We start from the raw sequence: 21,228 nt of genomic DNA, 5'->3' as shown, positions 1-21,228 counted from the left end.
CAGCCCCGCCGGTTTCGGCGAGGCTGTCCGTTCGACCGCTAGATCAGCGGACGGTGAACTCGAAGGCAGGCAGGGCCTGATGCGGGCGGTCCGTCGTGGTCGTGATGCTGATTCGGCCACGGCCGGTGGGCAGATCGGCGCGCCCGATCGCGCCCGGATTCGCCGGCAGCGCGAATCCCCAACCGCCGCTGACGAACACGGGCACCGAGCCGGAGTCGCCGGTGGTGAGATTGCGCCAGTTCGCGAAGACGGTCACGGTGCACGGCGGGTAGACGAACAAGTAGTGCTGGATGCCGTACCAAACGCTGGCTCCACCCGGGCCGCCGACGTCGGGGCGGTTACCCGCGTTGCCGGTGATCGTCGCGAAGGTGAGCGGGTCGTAGCAGAGGGTGTTGGTGTACCCCAGCTGAGTGCCGAGGGCGTCGTCGGCCACCGCGGTCGCGTTGGTGGCGAGCAGCGCCCCCACCAGCAGCGAACCGACGACCGGTATTCGAACAAGCCATTTGCGCATGGATCTCTCCGTCGTGGGAAGGGGGTCGATCAGCGGAAGGTTTCGTACAGGCGTGCGTCCGTGGCGATACCGAAGTGGCCGGTGATGAATTCATTGCATTCGGCCCGCGGATGGGTTTGCGTCGCGTCCATTTCGGGGTGCGGGCCGGCGTAGGCGTTGCGCTGGCTCGATTGCCGGTACGGGCCGATGCCTAATCCGCCGGGGGTGACGTAGACGCCGACGCAGTCGGCTTCCACCGTGAAGTACCCGTCGCCGCCGGGGCAGAAGCCGGTCGCGCCGGTCAGCGATCGATCGAGGACGCAGTCCCTCGGCTCGGCCGCGGCGGCCCCTGCGGTGGCGACGACCGCGGCCGCCGCCAGGCCTAGAAGAGTCGAACTACTGATGATGCGGCGCCAGCTTGCTGTCATTCCGATCTCCGTTCGTTGGACCATCACCGCAATGTATCGGCCGATTCCATGTGGAAGTGACAGGTTCCGGTGACCCCAATTCCATTGGCAGCCGCGCTCAGCCCTCGGGATAGAAGACGAACAGCGTGCACCCGGTGGTCGTCTGCGGAATGTGCGAGGAACCGGCCGGTGCGTGGATGAACGAGCCGGCGGGATAGTCGCGGACCCCGTCGTTGAATACGCCGGAGACCACGAAGACCTCCTCCGGGCCCGGTTCGTGCACGTCGATTCCCGACCAGCAGGAGTTCGGATCGAGCTCGAGGAAATAGGCCTTCGCGCCGTTGTCCCCGGCCCACAGCGAACGCGCGCGGATCCCGGGGAACAGCTCGCGCACCGCGGCGTCCTGCGCGTTGGACCACTCGTAGCCGGACATGTTCAGGTCTGTCGTCATGCAGCCAGCCTCGCCGCAACGAGGACCGCTGCCGAGTGTCAGAAATGACATCTCGAGGTACTTTTCTGCCATGCACCGAGTCGTCGCGCTGGTCCACGCTCCGCAGTCGACCTTCGAACTCAGTTGCGCGGCAGAGGTGTTCGGGCTCGAGCGCGGTGGCCTGCCGACGCGATACGAGTTCAGCGTGTGCGCGGAGCAGCCCGGACCGGTCGCGACGCACGCCGGTTACTCCATGCTCGTGACCGACGGCCTCGACGCGCTCGACCGGGCGGACACGGTGCTCATCCCCGGCTGGTTGCCCACCGAAGAGACCCCCTCACCAGGCGTGATCGAGTCCTTGCAACGCGCCCACGCCCGCGGCGCCCGGCTGGTCAGCATCTGCTCCGGCGCCTTCGCCCTGGCCCACACCGGCCTGCTCGACGGACGACGCGCGACCACCCACTGGGCCCGAACAGCCGAACTGGCCACCCGCTTCCCCGCCATCCACATCGACCGCGACGTCCTCTACGTCGACCACGGCGACATAGCGACCAGCGCAGGCGCCGGAGCCGGCATCGACCTGTGCCTGCACCTGGTCCGCGCCGATCAAGGAGCCCGCTACGCCGCCCAACTCGCCCGCAGCATGGTCATGTCACCCCACCGCGAGGGCGGCCAGCTCCAATACGCCGCACCCCCACACCCCACCCAGATCGACGGCTCCCTGGCCCCGCTCCTGGACTGGGCAACCACCCACCTCGACGAACCCCTCACCGTCGAAGACCTCGCCACCCGAGCCGCCGTCTCCCCCCGAACCCTCGCCCGCCGCTTCACCGACCAACTAGGCACCGCCCCCGGCCAATGGCTCCTGGCCCAACGAATCACCACCGCCCGCGAACTCCTCGAAACCACAAACCTCCCCCTGGAAGCCATAGCCCGCCGCGTAGGCCTCTCCTCCCCCACCAACCTCCGCCGCCGCTTCCTCCGCGCCCTAGGGACAACCCCAGGCGCCTACCGCAGAGCCTTCAAAACCGATCACCCATAACACTGAATCCCCTTGCGCACCGACGATTTCGGCGTAAATACAAGAAGACCTCCTCCCGGATTTCCGAGAGGAGGTCTTCTTTCAATGTGCGGCTGAAGGGATTCGAACCCCTAACCTTCTGATCCGTAGTCAGATGCTCTATCCGTTGAGCTACAGCCGCGTGGTTATTCAGTTGTACCGGTTACCCGGGTTGTGGCGGAGGCGAGAGGATTTGAACCTCCGGTCCCCGTGAAGGGACAACTCATTAGCAGTGAGTCCCATTCGGCCGCTCTGGCACGCCTCCTGGAGCCTTCTCTTCGAGGGCACCGGTCCTTTCGAACCGCCGAGCATGAAGATTACAGGAGCTGTTGTCCAGATCGCAAAACGGCTGGTTATCAGCGTAAGTTGCTGTCGAACCAGTCGAAAATCCGGGTTTGTGAGTCGACCAGACCGTTGTCGTCTTCGGTGGCCGGATGGTCGGCGCGATGCCGGAGTCCGGGGTAGCTGACGACCAGGCTGGCGACGGCCGCGCGACCGGTGGCGTCGCGGAGTCGCTCGACCTCGACGGGCGGGGTGGCGGGGTCGTCGGTGCCGAACAGTCCGAGCCACGGCGCCTGCAGGTGTGGGGCGACCCGGACCAGGGCGTCGGCCTGGTCGGTGAGCGGCTCGACGATGCCGGGCGCGGCGACGCTGACCGCCGCGCCGACCGGACGGTTGGTGGCGACCAGGAACGCGGCGGTGCCGGCCGAGTCGAAGCCGAGCACCCCGATGGTGTCGGGGAACACGCCGTGCCGGGTCAGCCAGTCGAAGCAGGCGTCGAAGTCGTCGAAGAGTTCGTCGCCGAACACCTCGGCGATGGAGTCGCGGCTGGACCGATGGAACAGGTTGGGCGCGACCACCGTCCAGCCCTCGGAGGCCAGCGCGCTCATCAGGGCCAGCAGCGCGCCGGTGAACTCGCGGGATTCGTGCAGCATCACGATGCCGCCGCGGGCATTGCCCTCGGGCTCGACCACGATGATGGGCACCTGGGTATCGGCGGCCCGGCGTATCGAGTCGGTCGCGGGTTCGGGCGACGGATCGTCGCGGCGCAGGGGGGCTAGGTCGTTGTAGGTGCCCGACATGAAACCAGCGTAGGGCGACTTCGTGATCTTCGGTAGAAATTGCTGCTGAGGGGCCATCTGCCAGATAATTTCCGGTACGCGAGCCATGCTTTGCGCGAGGCCGCTTATGGTTGGTGTGTGACAGCGTCAACCCGGCCGGACCTCGACTCGATTCCGGCGTATGTCCCCGGCCGCAACCATCCCGGCGCGGTGAAGCTCGCCAGCAACGAGACCACCTTCGGTCCGCTGCCGACCGCCGCCAAGGCGATCGCCGAGGCGGCCGAGCAGGCCAACCGATATCCGGACAACCTGGCGCTCGAATTGCGGGCCGCGCTGGCCGATTTCCTCGGGGTCACGCAGGAGAACGTCGCAGTCGGGTGCGGCAGTGTCGCGCTGTGCCAGGAACTGGTGCAGATCACCTGTGACGCGCCGGCCGACGAGGTGCTGTTCGCCTGGCGCTCGTTCGAGGCCTATCCGATCGTCACCAAGGTCGGCAACGCGACCGCCGTGCAGGTGCCGCTCACCGCGGCGCACGTGCACGACCTGGACGCGATGGCCGCGGCGGTCACCGAGCGCACCAAGCTGATCTTCGTCTGCAATCCGAACAACCCGAGCGGCACCGCGGTCGGCAAGGCCGAGCTGATCCGCTTCCTGGACGCGGTGCCCGAGCGGGTGCTGATCGTGCTGGACGAGGCGTACTTCGAATACATGCGGCTGGCCGAGGAGAACTACCCGGACGGCGTCGAATTGGGCCGCACGCGACCCAATGTCGTTGTGCTGCGCACCTTCTCGAAGGCCTACGGGCTGGCCGGGCTGCGCGTCGGTTACGCGGTGGGCGATCCGGCGGTGATCACGGCGCTGATGAAGGTGCACATCCCGTTCAGCGTCAACCGGGTCGCGCAGGCCGCGGCGATCGCCTCGCTGGAGTCGCGGCACGAATTGCTCGACCGCACACACACTCTCGTGCTCGAACGCGACCGGGTGCGCGACGCGCTGCTCGCCGCGGGCTACGAGGTGCCGCAGAGCGAGACGAACTTCGTCTGGCTGCCGCTGGGCGAGCGCAGCGCCGAATTCGGTGAGGCGAGCGCGGAGGCGGGCGTGCTGGTGCGGCCGTACGGCACCGACGGGGTGCGCATCACCACCGGCGATCCGCACGAGAACGATCTGTTCCTGAGCTTCGCCACCGATCCCGCCGTGCTCGAACGCTTTTCGATCTAGCGCGGCTCAGACGCCGAGCGCGCCGGCCATCACCGGCCACGACCGGACCAGTTCGTCGGCCCAATACGGCCAGGAGTGGGTTCCGGTCGGGCGGAAGTGCGCGGTCACCGGGATGCCGAGGACGCGCAGCCGATCGGTGAGCCGGTGCGTGCAGGCGTTGGTAGCGGCCTCCAGCGGCCCGCCGAAGCTGATCGCGGTGGCCACGTCGACATCCGGCTCGCCGGGCACGTCGTGGATGCCGGGCACCCCGCTGCCGACGGACATGTAGATCGTCTTGCCGCGCAACGCTTCCGCGTGCAGCGTGACGTCGTGGTCGAGCCAGGCGGGATCGTCCTGCGCGCCGAACATGTTGTCCGGTTCGCCCTGATAGGTGGCGATCACCGCCCTGGCTTGCGCCTGGCCGAGGTCGGTGCCCATGGAGAAGCAGCCGCTGTGCGCGGCGATCGCGGTGTACAGCTGCGGGTGCCGGACGGACAGCATCATCGCGGCCTCGGCGCCCATGGAGACCCCCATGACGGCGTTGCGTCCGTTGCCGTCGAACTTCGCGTCGATCAGCGGCGGCAGCTCGCGGGTCAGGAACGTCTCCCACATGTTGGTGCCGAGCACCGGATCCGGCTTCTGCCAATCGGTGTAGAAGCTGGCCGGGCCGCCGACGGTGAGCACGACATTGACGTCTTTGTCCTCGAAGAAGCGGTCCGCGTGGCCCATGTCGGTCCAGTTGTTGCTGGTCGGGTTCGCGCTGCGGCCGTCGAGCATGTAGACGGTCGGCCGCGGCTTCGAGGTGTCGCGCGGCAGCAGCACCTGCACCTCGACCGGGCGGCTCATGGCCGGCGACTCGACGAAGACCCGCAGCCACCGATCGTTGATCGGTTCGATGCGGTCGATCGCCGGTTTCGCCGGACGGTCCGTGGTCGGTTCGGCCGGGGCCGGACCGTCCGAGGAACCGGAATTCGGTTTTTGCGGGTCTGTAGGGGCTGCCGACAACTGGGGAGCGCCGAACGCCACAGCACCGGAAACCAGTGCCGCGCTGACCAAGACGCCGGATACCCAGCGCCGCACCCCACGCCGAGACAGCATGCGACCCATCCTGCCAGAAATGCGCAGATCAAACGGGTGGCCATAGCGGGTCGCCATAAGATGTGACCAGGGCCACGTTTGACGGGTAATTCAGCTCTGCCAGCGACGTTCCCACCCCGGCAGGCGCAGGTGACCGTTCGCATGCGCGCTGAGCGCCGGGCGTCGATGTCGCCTAGATCACCCGATTCCGCCGATCCACGACCTCGGTGACGGCCGCGAACCGCGCGCAGCAAACCGTCTCGAACCGAAGTCCGGAGGCAGTCAACGGGACTCGACACCGACCCGATTTTCGGCGCGACTTGGGGCAACCCAGCAAATCCAGCAAATCTGGGCACACCGCCAGCACACCCGCCGTACGCTACTCTCCGGGCCTCTTCCGGGCATGAACAAGGACGAGCATGATCGTGTATCCGCACCATCGGCACCGAGGTCAACTCGCTGCGCTTACGCACAGCAAGCGGACCGGCCGCTCGGTACGCAGTCGGGACAGTCCGGGCAGGATCACGCTCCCCTTCGGGCCGAAGCTATTTCGCGGCATCCCGATGCTGACGCACTCTCGCGGACCACCGACGCGGGACGCTGTCGGCTGCGCGCCCGCGCGAATTCTCCCGCTCGAACTCGTCTGTTTCACCGCAGTACCTATGCCCGACCGGAGAAAACCGTGAACCCTGTATTACCCGTCCCGCCGCTCGAAAACTCGCCCGACACAAAGCCTTTCAGTACCGACCTGAAACGCCGGCTACGCGAGTGCGATGAATTCTTCCGCCTGCCGGAATTGGCCCACCTGTCGTCCCAGCGCCGCCGCACCGCGCTGGAGCAGCTCGAACAAACCGGCGGCTACCTGCAGACCGCCGAGGAGATCCTGATCGGAGCCAAGCTGGCGTGGCGTAATCACGCCCGCTGCGTCGGCCGAAAACATTGGCGCTCATTGAAATTGCTCGACGCGCGGCGCGTGCGGTCCGCGCGTGATCTGGCCGAGGTCTGCTGGCAGCATTTGCAGATGGCCACCAATGGCGGCGCCATTCAATCGATGATCACCGTCGGGCCGCCACGGCAGCCCGACGGGCGGGAATTCCGGATCGTCAGCCCACAGCTGATCCGGTACGCGGGATACCGCAACGGCGACGGCTCGGTGACCGGCGACGCGGCGAATGTGACGCTCACCGAATTCGCCATGAAGCTCGGATGGCGCGGTGCCAGAACACCTTTCGATATTCTGCCGTTACTGATCAGCACACCGGACGAGCCGATCCGCTGGTTCGACATTCCGCCCGAGCTGGCCCGCGAGGTGGAGCTCGAGCATCCGGAGTTCGAGTGGTTCGCCGCGCTCGGCCTGCGCTGGCACGCGCTGCCCGCGGTGTCCAACATGAACCTCGAAGTCGGCGGCGTCACTTACCCGTTCGCGCCGTTCAACGGCTGGTACATGGGCGCGGAGATCGGCGCACGCAATCTGAGCGACACCAACCGCTACAACATGCTGCCGCTGATCGCCGAAATGATGTGCCTGGACACCAGATCCGAGCGCAACCTGTGGCGCGACCTGGCGCTGGTCGAGCTCAATCGTGCGGTGCTGCACAGCTTCCGGAAGGCGGGGGTGTACATCGTCGATCACCACACGGTGGCCAAGCAGTTCTGCGATCACGTCAAACGGGAAGAGACGGCCGGGCGTAAATGCCCGACCGACTGGAGCTGGATCAATCCGCCGATCTCCTCGGGTCTGACGCCGACGTTCCATCGGTACTACGACCCGCCGGATCTCGATATCCGGCCGAACTTCGTGCGGCGGGATTTCAGCGGAGACGCGGACGAGTGAGGTATCGGCGGCCTGAGTGGCCGCCGACCAGCATCTTTACCCTTGCTTGCGGCGCAGGATCCGCCACACGACCAGAGCCGCGAGTGCTGCGACTCCGGCGATCACCGCAGGTGGTTTCCGGGCGAGGTCCGCGGCTTGGGCGCCGCGTTCGATGATCGGTTCCGAGGTCTCGGCATCGACCTTGTCGACCAGTTCGCGGGTCTGCTCCTTGGCCTGCTGAGTCTTCTCCTCGACGAGCTGCTCGGCCTTGGCCGCGGTCCGGCTCGCGGATTCCTTTGCCTGCGCGGCATGTTCGCGCAAAGCGGCCGCCGCCTCGTCCGCGTCGCGAGCGGCAGCCGCCTTCGCCTCGGCGGCCTTGCGGTTCGCGGATTCCTTTGCCGCCGTGGCGATCTGGCTGGCGGACTCGGATGCCTCCGCGGCGGTCCCACGCACGGATTCCTTGACCTCCGCCGCCTTCTCGCCTACGGATTCCTTGGCCGGCGCCGCCTTCTGGCTGGCGGCCTGCTTTGCCGGGGCGGTCTTCTTGCTCGCCGCCGCTTTCGGCTCGACGGTCTTGCGACTGGCGGCAGCCTTTGCCTGCGCCAGCTGCTCCGCGGCGGCTTCGACTGTCTCCGTGGTCTTTTCCGGCACCGCGTCCGCCTTCTCTCGCGCAGGTTCGTCCTCGGTCGGCCCGGGCACGTCTGCCTTGCCGGACGGAGGCGAAACCGGTTGCCCGAGTTGCTCTCTGGTCTCATCGCGCTCCGCGCGCAACGCCTCCTCGTCGATCGGCCCGCTCACGATCGGCTGGCCTGTCTCGGTGTCGCCGTCGGCGTAGCGTTTCTCGTCGCTCATCGGCGTCTCCCGTCCTCGCTGGCTTCGATGTCGCGTTGACACCCGCATCGACGGGCGGTTACCCGGCGTCGACGGAGGCAAACACGGCCCGCCGAGGATCGACGGGCAGGGGCGGCACGTCATCACCCCTGCCTGTCACATCGAACGTGGTGCTCCTACGTGGCCTGCCAATGCCAGCCACGCTCGTTGTCATAGGTGCAGACATATTGGCGGCCGGTGGTTCCGGGGCCGTCCCATGCCGTCCAGTTCATGTAGTCCCTGGAGCAGACGATGTCAGTGGGTTCAGCCGTGGCGTTCGGCGCCGCGAGCGCCAACGATCCCGCGATGGCCGCAGCGGCGGCGATGACGAACGGCAGCTTCTTGCCGAAGGTGTTCATGTTTCTCCCCAAATGAACGAGTTGACCGGATGCGTCGTCCTAGATGGCCCGCCAGTACCAGCCTTGTTCGTTGGAGTGGCTGCACACATATTCTTGGCCGCTGTACCCGGGGCCGTCCCATGCATGGAAGCCGAGAGCCGACTGACTGCACGGCTGGCTCGGGTATGCGGTGGCGTTCGGCGCCGCGAGCGCCAACGATCCCGCGACGGCCGCAGCGGCGGCGATGGCGAACGGCAGCTTCTTGCGCATGTTCATGAATTCTCCCCAATTCGAACGAGTGACCTCGACGCGCATCTGGCGTTGTCACAACGTATCCATGGGAGATTCGAAATTGCCAGCAGGACTGCGACTTTCGGCAGTCAGCGGGGTGCCGGCGAGGGCACAGGGTTGGCAGTGAAACCGCGCGACCTGTGCCCTCGTCGTGGCGGACTAGCTGCCGAAGCTGCCAGTGGCAGGCTTGTTGGCAGGCACGGCGACGGTGACCGTCTCGCTCAGCTCGTACCCGCCCGCGGGGCTGGTGTCCGCGCAGCCGCCGCGCGCGGTGATCTTCGTGCCCGGCTCGAGGCCGGTCAGCGTGGTCTTGATGGTCTGGCCGGGCTGGGCCAGCGACTCCAGCTTGCCCTCGCCGAAGAAGACGTGGTTGTTCTCCGGGCCGACGCCGGCCTCCGCCCAGCACTGACCCCGCTCGTTCGGGTTGGTCAGGGTGGCCGTCACCGTGCCGGGCCCGGTGCCTTCGAAGGTGACCACAGGGGCCTTGAACGGGGCCGCCGCGACGGCGGGAGCGGCGGTAAGCGGGGCGAACGTCACGGCCGCAGCAGACGCGGCAAGCAGGATAACTCCAGAAATACGTTTGTTCATCACATGACCGGATCCTGCCCGCTAATGGGTTCGAACACAACGGGTTCCGTAACCAGATCACCGGCCGCGAGGCCGAGGTGAATCCGATAAACAGCCACGACCTGCACAGTCCGCCGGGCACGTGACTATCCACACCGGAACGATAAGTCCGTGAACAGGAACGGACGAGTCGCCCAAGACGTCGACAAGCTGATCAGTCCGGCGCACGCAGACGGTTGAGATGTGGGGGCAGGCATCTCCGATACCCTGCCGCTCGGGCGACTGGTCGAAGACGCGCCAATCGTGCCGAAGTCCGGCGACGCCGGCGGCAATGGATTCCCATCGGCCGCAGCATGGCACGGACTACTCGCCCACCCTCGACTATCTCTACCGAAGTAAGCGGAGCCAACGCGATACCGGATCGGTCCGCCGTAAAGCTGGGCTGGATCGCCCGTGGACTAAGCGATTTTCGAAGGCCGTGGGCAGACCGATCAACAGCGGTCCGCGCGGGCGCACCCGGCTCATGAAGTGGACGAAATCGGGGAACCTTTCAAAGCTTGAATCATTTTCACCAGGACCGGCGCACCGGCCCGCCTCGCTTCTTGATCCCCACCTTTGAAGGAAATATTCCCCTCCCAGCCGTCGATTGTCGCCCTCAATATATATACTCGGTCCGCGGTGTTCGGATCCTGGCTGCCGTCCAGTGGTAGCTCGATTTCGGTAACCGTCACCCCGTCGATTGCAAGATCCCGAGTTCGGGCTCCGGCCGGTACGGCTTTCGAGCTATCGGTTTCAGGCGACAGCAGCGCGTAGCCGAAATTTGGAATACTGGCGCTCGGATTGTCGTAGACGCATTTAGCCGAGTCACCGATTGCAGAGTCTATCGGCTTCGACCTCGCCGACTTCGCCACTAACTCCGATAGGTCGTAATGCTCCAGAAAGAACTGCTTCGGGAAATCACACAGCTCCTGTACCGTATGATCGTTTGAATACGGCTGCGCTGGATTTTGCGTCGATTCTTGCCCGCATCCTGCGAGTGCCAGCAGCGCCGCCATCGAAACCAGACGAGATATATTCACTTCGCCGACCACTTCTCCGAACTCGGCGAGTCGATCGAAACGAACTTCTCATCAATCTGCGGCCATTTGTTCTGATGGAAAGACTTCGGATTATCTATCGCACTACCCATCTTTTTCACTTGCGTCCGCTGCGTAATCAATGCCTGACCAGTGTCCAGCGCATAATCCACGACCTTCTTTATAATATCCCCCAAGGCGTCGATCGCATCAGAAACGCCCCACGGCGCACCGACACCAGTGGCAATCTTGGTGAGAGCTCCCGTAAAGTCGACAAGAAAGCCGGTGATGTCTTTGACATGTGTCGAGTAGAAGCTCCAAGTGGTATCAGCCATTGTGCCGAGCGCATCACTCAGCGTGTCACAGATCTTGCTCGCCTCATCCGTGGCTGTTACCTGGAGCTGCTGCGCGGCGAAGTGCGCGTCGGCCGACTGACCGCTCCAATGACTACGCAGATCAGTCTTGTTTAAGACCCAGTTTCGGCTCTCATTGATTTCGGTTTGAAGATTGATCCATTCCTCACTGGCCTGCAGGAAAGCGACCGGAGCTTTCAGCGCGTCGATCGCATCTTGCAGCTTCTCCAGCAGAGTCTGGATCTTACGCTTGATCTCTTCCTTGTTCTCTTGGAACTTGCCGGTAATATCATCTTCAGTTATCGATCCATACACATAACCCGCTGCAGCGCCGAACACTCCGAAGGCTGAACCTCCTTCGGCCGCTGCCGCCCATTTCGCCGCTTCTCGAAAAGCTTCGTCCACCTTGGCCGGACTATTGCGAATCTCCTCCACTTTTTTCGAGAAATCGTTGAGCACCGAATTCAGTTGATCGAGAGTTTTTGTAGCACCCATGGAAATCTCTACTCCGCATCGAGTGTAAATAATACATTGGCGAAGTTCTGATCCTGCTCCATGAGCACTTTGGCGACATGTTCGAGCGCGTCCCCCATCTCCCCCATTTCCCTACTCCCCTCGTTCAACCTGTCGTAAACGTACTGAGCTGCCTTGACACTGGCATCCCAGGTCTCCTGAAACAGCGCCCATACAACATCTTTATTGCTTTCCCGAATAGCTTGCGCCTTCGCCGAACCCTGTTTCAGGTCGTTGGATGCACTATCCCAGGCACTTGCAGATTTGACGATTCGGTTCAGGTCAGCTGAGAAGTCCGGCATCTATGCCACCTTTTGCAGATATTTTACGTATTCGCGGAGGTTCTCTTCCAATTGATCAACAGCGTGACCAGACCAGGCTCCACCTTCATGGAAATGTGGGCGCTTATCGCGAATTTGATTCGCACATTCGATTATGTCGTATCCGATATCCGATGGGTTCGCCCCGGCTGCCCATCCCGGATGTATGTCGAATTTTTCGATACGCGATATGCTCGCCGATATCTCTATCGAAGGTGATCCGAATTCGGTCAGCGGTCCGTTTCCGATGAATTCGCCGTGCCCGCGTAACACACGCTCGAGCATCTCGAATTCGGCGAGCGAGCGCGTATTCAGAAGTGCTATGAGCTCGGATCGACGCGATGGTCGCGCACTCAACATTTCCCAATTACCGGAACTGATTATCGGCGCGTCGTGACGCCACAGCGCCGCGTAGTAGCCGGTCATCGCCGCGGCTGCGAAGTCCCGAGGATGCAACCGCGCATGCAGATTCCGGTCGACATTCACCTGAACCGGGAGACGGCCGTCATCAAGGATCATCTGGAACAGTCCAGCCCCGATTATTGTGTCGGTCGCGGTAGCACCATCATCCTGGGCGGCGGTCTCAGCAGGACGCACCGAAGTCGGCTCTGGCTGGACGCGCGCCGACTCTGCAGCGGTGTACACGTTCGGGGATGTCTTCGGCGGCCGGTCAAGTGGCTCGTCATCCCAGAATTCGTCCGGGTCATCATAGTGATTGAAGAAACCCGAGTTCGTCACGACAACGCCTACCCCCATTTGTGTTGCTGCACCGCGCCGCTGAGGCCGCCGAACGGCACCGATTCTTTCCCTTGTCCTACGGCCTGTCAACCGAAGCCCTGAACGTTCGCGTTGTATATGCGTTCGGCGATCAGTGCGGAACCTGGGGAGTCACTGTGCAGATCAAAGATTCAGCGCGGGCGAGACACACCGCCGCCTAGCCTCGCCCCGGGTGCGAGAAGCAGTACACAACCTCTCGTAATGGGGCGTGACCAGCCGGGCCAGTCAACGATTGTTGCGGAGACGGAGGGATTTGAACCCCCGGTCGATCTCTCGACGCTCGCTTTCAAGGCGAGTGCATTCGGCCGCTCTGCCACGTCTCCAGGAACACGATGGTAGCGGACGGGTTAGAGGGGGCGCGCTCCGATTTCCTGATCGATGCGGGCGAAGACTTCGGCGATGACCTCTAGCTGGTGGGGGGTGAGGAGGTCGACGAAGTCGCGGCGGACTGCTTCTACGTGGCCGGGGGCGGCGGCTTCGAGGCGGCGCAGGCCTTCGTCGGTGAGTTCGGCGAGGACGCCGCGGCCGTCTTCGAGGCAGGTGTTGCGGCGGACCATGCGCTCGCCCTCGAGGCGGCGGATCTGGTGGGTGAGGCGGCTGCGGGAGGAGAGCACGCCGTCGGCGAGCTCGCTCATCCGCAGGGCGTGGCCGGGGGCCTCGGACAGCAGGACGAGGATGCGGTATTCGGCGACGCTGAGGTCGCTGTCGCGTTGCAGTTGCCGGTTCAACGTGGCCATCAGCCGCTGGTGCCCGTCCATATAGGCCCGCCAGGCCCGTTGCTGAGCCGGAGTGAGCCATCTCGGCTCGGCCGCCACGGAACTGCTCGGTTCGGAATGCACGATGCTCATTCTATGTCGGCCCCAACTGCGGAAAGTTGCTGTGGGGAAAGCGTATCGGTCAGCGGGCGGGCTTCGCCCCGGATCGCGCCCAGGTGCTCGTGCGGGGCCCGCGTTTCGCGGCGCGGCGGGCGGGAGCACTATGGAGCTCGTGCATGCGATCGAGCTGAACGGTTCCGGCGGGCCCGAAGTGATGGCGTGGGGGAACGCGCCGGATCCGGTGCCCGGACACGGCGAGGTACTGATCGAGGTGGCGGCCGCGGGGATGAACCGGGCCGACCTGATGCAGCGGCAGGGCTTTTATCCGCCGCCGCCGGGGGCCAGCGAGGTGCTCGGCCTCGAGTGCTCCGGTGTGATCGCCGCGCTCGGTGACGGCGTGCATGACTGGCAGGTCGGCGATCGGGTCTGCGCGCTGCTGTCCGGCGGTGCGTACGCCGAGAAGGTGGTCGCGCCGGCCACGCAGTTGCTGCCCGTTCCGGACGGCCTGGATCTCGGCGCGGCCGCGGGGCTGCCCGAGGTGGCGGCGACCGTGTGGTCGAATCTGGTGATGACGGCCGGGCTCCAGTCGGGTCAGCTGCTGCTGATCCACGGCGGCGGCAGCGGGATCGGCACGCATGCCATCCAGGTGGCGCGCAGCCTCGGCGCACGGGTCGCGGTCACCGCCGGATCGGCGGAGAAGTTGCAGCGCTGCAAGGAACTCGGCGCGAGCCTGCTGATCAACTACAAAGAAGACGACTTCGTCGCCGCGGTGCGGGCCGAAAGCTCCGGCGCCGACGTCATTTTCGACAACATGGGCGCGGTCTACCTGTCCCGCAACGTCGATGCGCTGGCGAACTTCGGCCACCTGGTCATCATCGGTATGCAGGGCGGCGTCAACGGTGAACTGAATGTCGCTGCGCTGCTGCGGAAGTGGGGCACCGTGCACGCGACCAATGTGCGCAACCGCCCGGCCACGGGGCATGGCAGCAAGGCCGAGATCATCGCCGAGGTGAATCGGCATTTGTGGCCGTTGGTCGCGGATGGCACTGTCGCGCCGGTGATCCACGCGGAGCTGCCGATCACCGAGGCCGGCGAGGCCCATCGCCTGCTGGAATCCGGCGAAGCCTTCGGCAAAGTCGTTCTGCGCGTCCAGGATCTCTGACCACAAGCACGCCGCGCACGAATCGGCATGGCGCGCACACGATTGCGGGCTGCTTCGTGCGCGGCACCAGAATTGGTGCGCGGCACGCAAACGCTGCCGCGGGACACGGGCACTGCCGCGGCAACGCGGCGCGTGTGAATTGGCATGGCGCGCATAGGATTGCCCGCTATTTTGGTGCGCAGCGGGGGAATTGGCGTGCGGGAGGTCTACTCCAGGGCGGCGAGGGCGCGGCCGAGCTGGTCGATCTCGAATTTGGTGGTGTAGGGCGCGAGACCGATGGTCACCGCACCGCCCTCATCGTTCACCCCGAGCGCGTCCAGCAGCCGGCTGCCGCCATGCACTCCGCTGAGCGTGCCGATCCGATTGTCGGCGAGCTTGGCGGCGACCTTCTCGGCCTGCATGCCCGCGAGAGTGAAACTGACGGTGGGGATTCGGGTGGAGGCGCGGCCGATCACGGTCAGGTTCGGGATCTTGTCCAGCACGTCCATCAGGTGCTCGAAGAGCTGATCGTGGTAGTCCTGCAACGAGGTGATCGACATTTCCAGCCGCTGGCGGCGGCTGCCGCGCGCGCGTTCGTCGAGTCCGGCGAGGAAGTCGATGGAGGTGGTCAGCCCGGCGAGCAGGGCGTACTGATGCCCGCCGACCTCGAGCCGCTCGGCGCCCTTGGCGTAGGGGTTCAACGACATCGAGGGAATTCGATCGAGGAAGGCCGGATCGCGGAACACCAGCGCGCCGATCTGCGGACCACCCCAGGCGGGCGCGCTGAGCGCGACCACGTCGGCATTGAGTTCGTCGATGTCGATGAGCGCGTAGGGCGCCGCGCCGAACGCGTCCGCGACCAGCAGTCCGCCGACCTCGTGCACCCGGTCCGCGGCGACCCGGACCGCGGGCGCGGAGCCGACGATCGGCGAGGCGGCGGTGAGCGCGACCAGGCGCGCGGTCGGCCCGATCAACTCCTCGAACTGCCAGGACGGCATCTCGCAGGTCTCGATCTCCACCTCGGCCCAACGCACATGCGCGCCGTACCGATTGGCGATGCGCAACCACGGCGCGACATTCGCCTCGTCGTCCAATCGGGACAACACGATGCCGGTGCCGAGCCCGAGCCGCGAGCTCAACGATTCGGCCAGCCAGGCGAGCAGCACGGCCCGGTCCGGGCCGAGCACAACGCCCGCCGGATCGCCGCCGACCAGATCCGCCACCGCCTCGCGGGCCGCGTCCAGGATGGCGGCGCTGCGCACCGCCGCACCATTACGACCGATATGCGAAAAAGAGGAAGTTCGGAATCCTGTTGAGACGGCGCGAGATACCGCGTCGGGCACCAGCATGCCCGCTTGCGGGTCGAGATGAATCCAGCCGTCGCCGAGGGACGGTATCAGGCCCCGAACCCTCGCGACGTCGTAAGTCATGCTGGCCACTCTAAGGGCAGCGGGCGAGCCTGTGTAACTGCGTTCCCCTCCGCTTCACAGCGGGGGCACAGCGACCTGGGACTCAGCATGGCAACCGACTTTCAGCAAATCCGAACCACACGACCCGAACAGAATAGAACGCCACCGGGTCACCATGCGCGGCCTCGCGCATTCGCGTCCGCACGCGCTCCTCGGGGACCGGGGCAACCTGGTCGCAGCCGGTTATCCCCACCCCGCTGAACACCGACTTAGCGCGTTCGGGAACGACGCGACATGATAGGGACCATGACGCAATCGGATGAGGCCCCGGACCACATCGTCGTTGTCGGACCGGACGGCCGCCCGTTGGTCATCCCAGCGGAGGCCGCGGCGGACGCGCCCTTCACCGCGCAGGTGGTGACCGACGAGGACAAGAAGGACGAGTCGGACGATCGGGACGATACCGGCGAATCGCTCGCCGACATGGTCGAGCAGCCGGCGAAGGTCATGCGCATCGGCACCATGATCAAGCAGCTGCTCGAGGAGGTGCGCGCGGCACCGCTGGACGACGCGAGCCGCAGCCGGCTCAAGGAGATCCACAAGTCGTCGGTGCGCGAGCTGGAACAAGGCCTGGCCCCCGAACTGCGCGCCGAGCTCGAGCGGCTCACGCTGCCGTTCACCGACGACGCCATCCCGTCCGACGCCGAGCTGCGGATCGCGCAGGCGCAGCTGGTCGGCTGGCTGGAGGGCCTGTTCCACGGCATCCAGACCGCGCTGTTCGCGCAGCAGATGGCCGCGCGGGCGCAACTGGAGCAGATGCGCCAGGGCGCGCTACCGCCCGGCATCCACGCGGGCGACCCCCGCGGCGGCCCGGCCAACCACGTGACCGGCGGGTCCGGGCAGTATTTGTGAGGTGTCCGACCCGCGTCCACGCGGGTCGGCCGGAATGTCCAAGGGTAGTGTCGTGCACCGTGCCCGCCGCTGCCGCCCGCCCCGACTCGGACATGGGTTCGGGGCGTCCTGAAGAGAGCTCAGTGCGTTCAGATGACAGCTCAGATGAATCCGTGCGCCCGGAGGACGATCCCTCCGACGACAGTGCGGTGCGCTCCGACGACGGCGCGGCGGAAGAGGATCAGGTGACCCCCAGCGAGACCTCGACGGCGACCGCGGTCGCCGAACCCGTGGACATCGAACCGTTCCCCTCCGATTCGCAGACCTATCGGCGCGCGTTCAAGGACTTCCGCGTCGGTTTCGGCCAGCGCGAACTGTGGCTGTCGCTCGGCTGGCAGGACATCAAGCAGCGGTACCGGCGCTCGGTGCTCGGTCCGTTCTGGATAACCATCGCGACCGGCGTGCAGGCCGCGGCGATCGGGCTGCTGTATTCCGCGCTGCTCGATCAGCCGATCAAGGACTACCTGCCCTATGTTGCGATCGGCATCATCGTCTGGAATGTGATCAACGCGAGCATTCTCGAGGGCGCCGATGTCTTCATCGCCAACGAGGGGCTGATCAAACAGTTGCCCTCGGCGTTGAGCGTGCACGTCTATCGCCTGGTCTGGCGGCAGATACTGTTCTTCGCGCACAACCTGGTGATCTATTTCGTGGTGCTGGTCGCGTTCGGTGTGTGGGAGAAACTGCACTGGACCGCGATATTCGCCATTCCCGCGCTCGGGCTGCTGTTCCTCAACGCGATGTGGGTGTCGATCGTGTTCGGCATCTTCAGCACGCGCTACCGGGATATCGCGCCGATCCTCGGCAGCCTCACGCTGATGCTGTTCGTGCTGACCCCGGTCATGTGGAGCACGAAAAGCCTGACCTCGCAGGGTGGTGCGGTCGGCGACCGGGCGAAGCTGGCCGAGATCGTACCGACGTTCCACTATCTGGAGATCATTCGCGCGCCGTTGCTCGGCGACGACCAGCATCTGTATCACTGGGTGATCGTCGGCGCGATCACCGTGGTCGGCTGGCTGGTCGCGATCTTCGCGATGAAGCAGTTCCGCTCGCGCGTGCCGTACTGGGTTTAGGAGGGTATCGATGACCGACCATGTGAGTATCGAAACCCGCAATGCCTGGGTCGAATTCCCGATCTTCGATGCCAAATCGCGTTCGTTGAAGAAGGCGTTCCTCGGTAAGGCCGGCGGCGCGATCGGGCGCAACCAGTCCGATGTCGTTGTCGTCGAGGCACTCAACGACATCACGCTGTCGCTGAAGGAAGGCGACCGGGTCGGTCTGGTCGGGCACAACGGCGCGGGCAAGTCGACCCTGCTCCGGCTGCTGGCCGGCATTTACGAACCCTCGCGGGGCGGCGCCCGCATCCGCGGCCGGGTGGCGCCGGTGTTCGACCTCGGTGTCGGCATGGACCCGGAGATCTCCGGGTACGAGAACATCATCATCCGCGGCCTTTTCCTCGGGCAGACGCGCAAATCCATGCTGGCCAAGGTCGACGAAATCGCCGATTTCACCGACCTCGGTGACTACCTGTACATGCCGCTGCGTACCTACTCCTCCGGCATGCGGGTCCGGCTCGCCATGGGCGTGGTGACCTCGATCGACCCCGAGATCCTGCTGCTCGACGAGGGCATCGGCGCGATCGACGCCGAATTCATGAAGAAGGCCCGGCTGCGTCTGCAGAAATTGGTGGCCCGATCGGGCATCCTGGTATTCGCCAGTCATTCCAACGAATTTCTCGCGCAACTCTGCGATTCCGCGCTGTGGATCGATCACGGCCGGATCCGGCAGCGCGGCGGCATCGAAGAAGTGGTGCGTGCGTACGAGGGTCCGGACGCGGGCAACCACGTCGCGACCGTCCTGCGTGAGCTGGAAGCCGAACGCGAATTGGCAGCCGAAAAGACCATGGGAACCGAACGAGAACTGGAGCGGAATAAGGCATGAGTGAGCCGACCGGGCAGGACACCCCGATCGAGACCGGGGCGGATGCCCTGGTCGACTCCGCGCCGCAGAGCTCCAGTGCAGCCGAGACATTCGTACCGACGGGGACCGGGCCGGAGGCTCGCATCGTGGCCGTCGTGGTCACCCACAAGCGCCGCGAGCTGCTCGCCGAATCGCTGAAAGTCATTGCCTCCCAGGCGCGCCCGGTGGATCACCTGATCGTGATCGACAATGCCAACGAGCCCGAGGTGGCCGACCTGGTGCGCGATCAGCCGATCGAGTCCACCTATCTCGGTTCGGCGCACAACCTCGGCGGCGCCGGCGGTTTCGCGCTCGGCATGCTGCACGCGCTGAGCGTCGGCGCGGACTGGGTGTGGCTGGCCGACGACGACGGCCGTCCCGAGGGACCGGACGTCCTTGCCACGCTGCTGGATTGCGCGCAGCGGCACGGGCTGGTCGAGGTGTCGCCGGTGGTCTGCGACATCAACGAACCCGACCGGCTGGCCTTCCCGCTGCGCCGCGGCGTGGTCTGGCGGCGGCTGCGCTCCGAACTCGGCGACGAGGACTTCCTGCCCGGCATCGCCTCGCTGTTCAACGGCGCCCTGATCTCCGCCAAGGTCGTCGACGTGATCGGCGTGCCCGACCTGCGCCTGTTCGTGCGCGGCGACGAGGTCGAGGTGCACCGCAGGCTGGTCCGCTCGGGGCTGCCGTTCGGCACCTGTTTGCAGACCGCGTACCTGCATCCCAATGGCGCCGACGAGTTCAAGCCGATCCTCGGCGGCCGCATGCACACCCAGTACCCGGACGACCCGATCAAGCGGTACTTCACCTACCGCAACCGCGGTTATCTCATGTCCCAGCCCGGCATGCGCAAGCTGCTCCCCCAGGAATGGATTCGCTTCTCCTGGTTCTTCCTGGTCACCCGCCGCGACCCGGCCGGCCTGCGCGAGTGGTTCCACCTGCGCTCCCTCGGCCGGCACGAGCAATTCGGCAAACCCGACCAGCGCCCGTAACCGGCTCGCCGTAGCCGGTGCATAAATCGGTTGCGCGGGAAAACAAGGGCATGTCACAGTGGGGCAACTGCAAGAGAGGCGAGGAGGTGTGGACCGTGGCTAGGAACCTGCGGATTGTCGTGTTCGGACGAGCTGTGCTTGTGCACGCCGCCACACGCAACGCCACCTCATTCTTCAGTCGCTGAGTCCGGGTTGGGCTCGGCGCCCAACGAAAGACTCCTTCCCTCATGGTCGAGAACGACCTTCTTGTTCCCTACGGCTGGAACGAAGCTGTAGCCGACGAATATGCCTCGCTGATCGAGGACGGTTGTGTGCCCGCCCGGGTCATCCGGATGGATCGCAGCGAATGTGATGTCGCCACACCGACGGGGCCGGTCCGAGCCCGCTGCCCGCGCGCCGATGCCGAGGCCAGCGGGCTGTGCACCGGCGACTGGGTGACGATCGACGCCGAATCCATGGTGCGGCAACTACTTCCGCGCCGGTCGGCGATCATGCGATCGTCGGTGTCCGGGCGGTCGCAGGGCCAGGTGCTCGCCGCCAATGTCGACACGGTGCTGCTCTGCACGGCGGCCGACGCGGATGTCGACCTGGGCCGGATCGAGCGGATGCTCGCGCTGGCCTGGGAAAGCAACGCGCAACCGATCGTCGTGCTGACCAAAGCCGATGCGGCAGCGGATATTCCGATCGACGACGTGCGCGCGGTCGCGCCCGGTGCGAGCGTGCTCGCGGTGAGCGCGAACAGCGGTGCCGGGCTGGACGTCCTAGCCGCCATGCTCGACGGAACGGTCGCGCTGATCGGTCCGTCCGGCGCCGGAAAGTCCACCCTCGCCAATGCCCTGCTCGGGCAGGAAGTGTTCGCCACCAACGCCGTTCGCGCGGCGGACAAGAAGGGGCGGCACACCACGGTGCATCGCGAGCTGCGGCCGTTGCCCAACGGCGGCACGCTCATCGACACACCGGGACTGCGCGGGATCGGCCTCTGGGACGCCGCCGAAGGGATCGAGAAGACCTTCAGCGACATCGAATCCCTCGCCGCCCGTTGCCGATTCGGCGACTGCGCGCACAACGGCGAACCCGGCTGTGCCGTGCTGGCCGCCATCGACACCGGCGAACTCCCCCAGCGGCGCTTCGACAGCTACCGCAAGCTGGCCAAGGAGAACGCCTGGATGGCGGCCCGGACCGACAAACGCCTGGAAGCCGAGCGCAAACGCGACTGGCGCGCGATCGCCAAGCAGCAGCGGCAGGGCTACCAGGAACGCGGCTCTCGTCGCTGAGCAATAGGCCCGGCGCACGGGCGGGCGGCCCGCAGATCAGCGACCGC

The 21,228-nt window shown here is 65.6% G+C and carries 24 protein-coding genes and 3 tRNA genes; 9 read left to right on the top strand and 18 right to left on the bottom strand.

The features are described from left to right. Nucleotides 1-43: 43 nt before the first annotated feature. From AB0M22_RS15700 to AB0M22_RS15690, 3 genes are all read right to left on the bottom strand, one after another. Nucleotides 44-511, bottom strand: coding sequence for a hypothetical protein (locus AB0M22_RS15700; protein WP_364726214.1), 468 nt, complete (start codon nt 509-511; stop codon nt 44-46). A 29-nt stretch (nt 512-540) separates the two neighbouring features. Beyond that, the gene (locus AB0M22_RS15695; protein WP_364726211.1) at nt 541-918 is read right to left on the bottom strand and encodes a hypothetical protein; all 378 of its coding nucleotides are present in this window, start codon (nt 916-918) and stop codon (nt 541-543) included. A gap of 97 nt (nt 919-1,015) precedes the next feature. Beyond that, entirely contained in the window at nt 1,016-1,330 is a 315-nt protein-coding gene (locus tag AB0M22_RS15690; RefSeq protein WP_223884876.1) for a cupin domain-containing protein, read from the bottom strand. A gap of 88 nt (nt 1,331-1,418) precedes the next feature. On the opposite strand from AB0M22_RS15690, the gene AB0M22_RS15685 reads away from it, so the two are divergent. After that, on the top strand, nt 1,419-2,369 hold the full coding sequence (locus tag AB0M22_RS15685) for a helix-turn-helix domain-containing protein (RefSeq protein ID WP_364726208.1): 951 nt from the start codon (nt 1,419-1,421) through the stop codon (nt 2,367-2,369). A gap of 87 nt (nt 2,370-2,456) precedes the next feature. Here AB0M22_RS15685 and AB0M22_RS15680 read toward each other — a convergent pair. The 3 genes from AB0M22_RS15680 to AB0M22_RS15670 form a co-directional block, all read right to left on the bottom strand. Continuing rightward, nucleotides 2,457-2,529, bottom strand: a tRNA-Arg gene (locus tag AB0M22_RS15680). 33 nt (nt 2,530-2,562) lie between these two features. After that, nucleotides 2,563-2,652, bottom strand: a tRNA-Ser gene (locus tag AB0M22_RS15675). Nucleotides 2,653-2,743: 91 nt separating this feature from the next. Then, nucleotides 2,744-3,469 (bottom strand): dienelactone hydrolase family protein, encoded by a 726-nt coding sequence (locus tag AB0M22_RS15670; RefSeq protein WP_364726205.1) that lies wholly within the window; start codon nt 3,467-3,469, stop codon nt 2,744-2,746. Nucleotides 3,470-3,586: 117 nt separating this feature from the next. On the opposite strand from AB0M22_RS15670, the gene hisC reads away from it, so the two are divergent. Next, a complete protein-coding gene (gene hisC / locus AB0M22_RS15665) occupies nt 3,587-4,666 on the top strand; it encodes a histidinol-phosphate transaminase (RefSeq protein ID WP_364726202.1) in 1,080 nt (359 codons plus the stop codon). Between the two features lie 6 nt (nt 4,667-4,672). Here the strand turns inward: hisC and AB0M22_RS15660 are convergent, their stop codons facing one another. Next, nucleotides 4,673-5,743, bottom strand: a complete 1,071-nt coding sequence (locus tag AB0M22_RS15660; protein WP_364726199.1) for an alpha/beta hydrolase family protein — start codon at nt 5,741-5,743, stop codon at nt 4,673-4,675. 727 nt (nt 5,744-6,470) lie between these two features. Here AB0M22_RS15660 and AB0M22_RS15655 point away from each other — a divergent pair. Continuing rightward, nucleotides 6,471-7,556, top strand: a complete 1,086-nt coding sequence (locus tag AB0M22_RS15655) for a nitric oxide synthase oxygenase (protein ID WP_364726966.1) — start codon at nt 6,471-6,473, stop codon at nt 7,554-7,556. Between the two features lie 36 nt (nt 7,557-7,592). On the opposite strand, the gene AB0M22_RS15650 is transcribed toward AB0M22_RS15655, so the two are convergent. The 10 genes from AB0M22_RS15650 to AB0M22_RS15605 form a co-directional block, all read right to left on the bottom strand. Beyond that, a complete protein-coding gene (locus AB0M22_RS15650) occupies nt 7,593-8,387 on the bottom strand; it encodes a hypothetical protein (protein ID WP_364726196.1) in 795 nt (264 codons plus the stop codon). Nucleotides 8,388-8,542: 155 nt separating this feature from the next. Beyond that, nucleotides 8,543-8,764 carry a hypothetical protein gene (locus tag AB0M22_RS15645; RefSeq protein WP_364726193.1) on the bottom strand — a complete coding sequence of 74 codons (222 nt, stop codon included), beginning with the start codon at nt 8,762-8,764 and terminating at the stop codon, nt 8,543-8,545. Nucleotides 8,765-8,803: 39 nt separating this feature from the next. Further along, entirely contained in the window at nt 8,804-9,019 is a 216-nt protein-coding gene (locus AB0M22_RS15640) for a hypothetical protein (protein WP_364726190.1), read from the bottom strand. Between the two features lie 174 nt (nt 9,020-9,193). Next, the gene (locus AB0M22_RS15635) at nt 9,194-9,622 is read right to left on the bottom strand and encodes a hypothetical protein (RefSeq protein WP_364726187.1); all 429 of its coding nucleotides are present in this window, start codon (nt 9,620-9,622) and stop codon (nt 9,194-9,196) included. 500 nt (nt 9,623-10,122) lie between these two features. Continuing rightward, the gene (locus AB0M22_RS15630; protein ID WP_364726184.1) at nt 10,123-10,656 is read right to left on the bottom strand and encodes a hypothetical protein; all 534 of its coding nucleotides are present in this window, start codon (nt 10,654-10,656) and stop codon (nt 10,123-10,125) included. 20 nt (nt 10,657-10,676) lie between these two features. After that, nucleotides 10,677-11,525, bottom strand: a complete 849-nt coding sequence (locus tag AB0M22_RS15625; protein ID WP_364726181.1) for a hypothetical protein — start codon at nt 11,523-11,525, stop codon at nt 10,677-10,679. An 8-nt stretch (nt 11,526-11,533) separates the two neighbouring features. Then, nucleotides 11,534-11,845 carry a hypothetical protein gene (locus AB0M22_RS15620; RefSeq protein ID WP_364726178.1) on the bottom strand — a complete coding sequence of 104 codons (312 nt, stop codon included), beginning with the start codon at nt 11,843-11,845 and terminating at the stop codon, nt 11,534-11,536. Continuing rightward, a complete protein-coding gene (locus AB0M22_RS15615) occupies nt 11,846-12,601 on the bottom strand; it encodes a hypothetical protein (RefSeq protein ID WP_364726175.1) in 756 nt (251 codons plus the stop codon). Nucleotides 12,602-12,878: 277 nt separating this feature from the next. Further along, a tRNA-Ser gene (locus AB0M22_RS15610) sits at nt 12,879-12,963 on the bottom strand. Between the two features lie 24 nt (nt 12,964-12,987). Continuing rightward, nucleotides 12,988-13,488: a MarR family transcriptional regulator gene (locus AB0M22_RS15605; RefSeq protein ID WP_364726172.1), complete on the bottom strand. Its 501-nt coding sequence runs from the start codon at nt 13,486-13,488 to the stop codon at nt 12,988-12,990. Between the two features lie 139 nt (nt 13,489-13,627). Between AB0M22_RS15605 and AB0M22_RS15600 the strand changes: the two genes are divergently transcribed. Beyond that, nucleotides 13,628-14,617: an NAD(P)H-quinone oxidoreductase gene (locus AB0M22_RS15600; RefSeq protein ID WP_364726963.1), complete on the top strand. Its 990-nt coding sequence runs from the start codon at nt 13,628-13,630 to the stop codon at nt 14,615-14,617. Between the two features lie 206 nt (nt 14,618-14,823). Here the strand turns inward: AB0M22_RS15600 and AB0M22_RS15595 are convergent, their stop codons facing one another. Beyond that, nucleotides 14,824-16,026, bottom strand: a complete 1,203-nt coding sequence (locus tag AB0M22_RS15595) for a cysteine desulfurase-like protein (protein ID WP_364726169.1) — start codon at nt 16,024-16,026, stop codon at nt 14,824-14,826. Between the two features lie 285 nt (nt 16,027-16,311). Here AB0M22_RS15595 and AB0M22_RS15590 point away from each other — a divergent pair, with 285 nt between their 5' ends. The 5 genes from AB0M22_RS15590 to rsgA all read left to right on the top strand — a co-directional run bounded on the left by AB0M22_RS15590 (nt 16,312) and on the right by rsgA (nt 21,181). Beyond that, nucleotides 16,312-16,917 carry a bacterial proteasome activator family protein gene (locus AB0M22_RS15590; protein WP_040729518.1) on the top strand — a complete coding sequence of 202 codons (606 nt, stop codon included), beginning with the start codon at nt 16,312-16,314 and terminating at the stop codon, nt 16,915-16,917. A gap of 122 nt (nt 16,918-17,039) precedes the next feature. Continuing rightward, the gene (locus AB0M22_RS15585; RefSeq protein ID WP_364726165.1) at nt 17,040-18,029 is read left to right on the top strand and encodes an ABC transporter permease; all 990 of its coding nucleotides are present in this window, start codon (nt 17,040-17,042) and stop codon (nt 18,027-18,029) included. Between the two features lie 10 nt (nt 18,030-18,039). Continuing rightward, nucleotides 18,040-18,897: an ABC transporter ATP-binding protein gene (locus tag AB0M22_RS15580; RefSeq protein WP_364726162.1), complete on the top strand. Its 858-nt coding sequence runs from the start codon at nt 18,040-18,042 to the stop codon at nt 18,895-18,897. Further along, nucleotides 18,894-19,907 carry a glycosyltransferase family 2 protein gene (locus AB0M22_RS15575; RefSeq protein WP_364726159.1) on the top strand — a complete coding sequence of 338 codons (1,014 nt, stop codon included), beginning with the start codon at nt 18,894-18,896 and terminating at the stop codon, nt 19,905-19,907. The genes AB0M22_RS15580 and AB0M22_RS15575 overlap by 4 nt, the downstream gene beginning before the upstream one ends. Nucleotides 19,908-20,134: 227 nt before the next feature. Beyond that, nucleotides 20,135-21,181, top strand: a complete 1,047-nt coding sequence (gene rsgA / locus AB0M22_RS15570) for a ribosome small subunit-dependent GTPase A (RefSeq protein ID WP_364726157.1) — start codon at nt 20,135-20,137, stop codon at nt 21,179-21,181. Nucleotides 21,182-21,228 lie beyond the last annotated feature (47 nt).

This window comes from Nocardia sp. NPDC051756 (assembly GCF_040681495.1).
Taxonomy (GTDB): domain Bacteria; phylum Actinomycetota; class Actinomycetes; order Mycobacteriales; family Mycobacteriaceae; genus Nocardia.
The sequence above is the reverse complement of the archived record's forward strand: the minus strand, read 5'-3'. Positions and strand labels throughout refer to the sequence as shown.